Consider the following 2,296-nt stretch of genomic DNA (forward strand, 5'->3'; position numbering starts at 1 on the left):
CGATACCTTCTCGACTCTCCGCAGCGTTCGTAGGGTTCTTCGTCTCGCTTTCGGTGTCCTTCCGGTGTGAGACCGAGCTTTTGCTGCCGCCGTTATCGAGAGAGTGGACAACTAGCGAGAGTGATGAGTAACTACTCGGGTCCGCCAGCTGACTCAGAACATCACTGAAAGAGCAATTGCACCGAGAAACACGATTCCAAGAGCCCCAAAGAGCTGTGTGGCGCGGAAGCCATTCGGAAGGGCGCACTCTCCGACTGCTGCTAACCCTCTCACTTTTTCCAGTTTATGTCACTCCAAACGACGCTGTCCGATGTGGCCGCCCAGCGAACGCTGACCGAGTGCGCGGATACGACCAAACGCGACAACACACCGACGACTGACCGCGACCTGCTTGACCGAGCGCAAGTACATGCGGCGGACGTCGCGGTTGAGCATTTCCCGGACCTACCGGTTGAAGCGATTGAGTGAGACGTGTCCCACCACGCGAAACGGCAGGCAGGCGTCACTAAGTACGACCCTGCGAACGGCGAGATAACGATCTCGATCGCGTGGGACGCCTTCGAGCAACACGGCTGGGAGCAATTCAATCAGTAATCTACTCGCTTCTTCGAACGACAACAGTATCTCCAGCGACGGAAATGCAGCACCCGTTAAAGCTGAACGTCACCGAATTCTCCTTGTGGTCGGTTCGTCTACTCGATTCACTGAAAAGGCCGTCAAGGTGAACAGGATCCATCACAGAGTAGAGTGGATCGAGGTCGATCACTGGCGTGTTCGTAAGGGCAGCAGTTGCCCGAACGACGGCTTCACTCGGCGTTTCTCCCTCCCCGATTTCATAAGTGAGTTCGGTGGCTTGGCTGGCAGTCTCGTTATCGTCTGATGAATAATTTGTCATTGTTACGAATGGATCTCACTTTGGAAATCGGGACTCTGGTAGTCGAGGTGATCGAGTCGTGGTCCAAGTAATTCCCGAACGAGGACGACCAGCGGGTTGTCTTCGCCGTCTCCAACTATTGCCCGCTCCTCTGGGTAACTGCCATCGGAGTTTGGCTCATCCAGAATAGCGAGCATGACCTTTCGGCGGTCGACGAAAACCAGGCGACCGACCCTCGGGTACCCCGATGGCGCTCTCAACCATGCACGTTGGGGTTCCCAAAGCGTGACTTCGGGCAGACGTTTGCGACAGAGATCGCAGACCTCGGGATTCTGTGACCCCAGATACAGCTCTACACCTCGGCTGATAGCGTCTTCCGCGTGGCTAAGACACTCCTCTTCGAGCAAATCAGTGCTGACGTACATGCAGAACAGTTCCTCGTCCGCCTCGTCGGCAAGTTGTTTGCCGTACTCGATCGCTGCCTGATGGCCTTCGAGGACCCCGATCGAGTTCTCGGTAGATTGGGAATCGGTTGGAAACTTCGCCAGCAACTGGTCAAAAACATCCTCGTCGAGCCAGTCGATCTCTGGTACTACATCGGCACGAGGCGAAACGATGTTCTCCTCTAAATCGTAGTCAATTACCCCGTATTCTGCAAGTCTTGGGAGAGAGTTATGATGCAACGAGAGCCGTTCCTGTTTGAGCTGACGCTCGTACTCGTCAGCGCTGATCATCGTCTCGTCTCGTTTGACTAGCTGTTCGGCCAGCTCGGTCACGTGGAGCGGCCTTTTGGCATCTTCAAGCACAGCCAGTATCTCCCGATAGTGGGGATCGGATAGAATAGCCGTCCTATTTCGACGCACATTGCTAGTCATATTATTCCAACGCAATAGCTCAACACCGATAAGTCGTCTGGCCTGTGACAGACTGTAGTAAAACTGGCGACGGAACACTCGACGACGTGACCGACGAACTGATGGCCTGCACGTGTCCGCACCACGTCCACCGCAATGCCTTCTGCAAACACATGGCCGCCGTCAACGACACCATCGGAGATATTAGGGAGATTGCAGGCGCTAAAACCTCACTCTTTACGTGTGAGGTGATGTCATTTGTCTGGATCCCTGTGCACAGTGAGAACAGGGATGTCGGCGTGCCGCACTATAGCTTCAGTAACGCTTCCCAAAGCGTTCGTTTGACACCTGTTCGGCCGTGAGTACCTCAGAGGGTGTCATAGAACTCTTGTCACACCGTGATGATTGTGCTTCCCGGATTGTCTCCGCGTTCGTAGTTGGTGATTGCCATGACGAGACGAAGGCACAGCGCGAGGAACACCTGCGCTCGTGCATGAACGCGGCCTCGGGCGTGCGTTCGCCCGAGGCCGCAGTCCTTGACTGATTCATTGGTTCGTTCAACCCCACT

3 protein-coding genes and 1 pseudogene are annotated in these 2,296 nt (G+C 55.1%); 1 reads left to right on the forward strand and 3 read right to left on the reverse strand.

Features of this window, described 5'->3' with window-relative positions:
• Positions 1-285 precede the first annotated feature (285 nt).
• Complete coding sequence (locus ACR3FF_RS26765) at positions 286-468, forward strand: hypothetical protein (RefSeq protein WP_458191110.1); 183 nt, start codon at positions 286-288, stop codon at positions 466-468.
• Between the two features lie 127 nt (positions 469-595).
• Here ACR3FF_RS26765 and ACR3FF_RS26770 read toward each other — a convergent pair whose 3' ends face one another.
• The 3 genes and pseudogenes from ACR3FF_RS26770 to ACR3FF_RS26780 form a co-directional block, all read right to left on the reverse strand.
• Positions 596-895 carry a HalOD1 output domain-containing protein gene (locus ACR3FF_RS26770; RefSeq protein ID WP_458191111.1) on the reverse strand — a complete coding sequence of 100 codons (300 nt, stop codon included), beginning with the start codon at positions 893-895 and terminating at the stop codon, positions 596-598.
• Between the two features lie 2 nt (positions 896-897).
• Positions 898-1,749, reverse strand: coding sequence for a DUF7344 domain-containing protein (locus tag ACR3FF_RS26775; protein WP_458191112.1), 852 nt, complete (start codon positions 1,747-1,749; stop codon positions 898-900).
• 370 nt (positions 1,750-2,119) lie between these two features.
• Positions 2,120-2,296, reverse strand: a pseudogene (locus ACR3FF_RS26780) (IS5/IS1182 family transposase); the annotation flags it as partial.

The sequence above is a fragment of the Haladaptatus ordinarius genome (assembly GCF_054177595.1).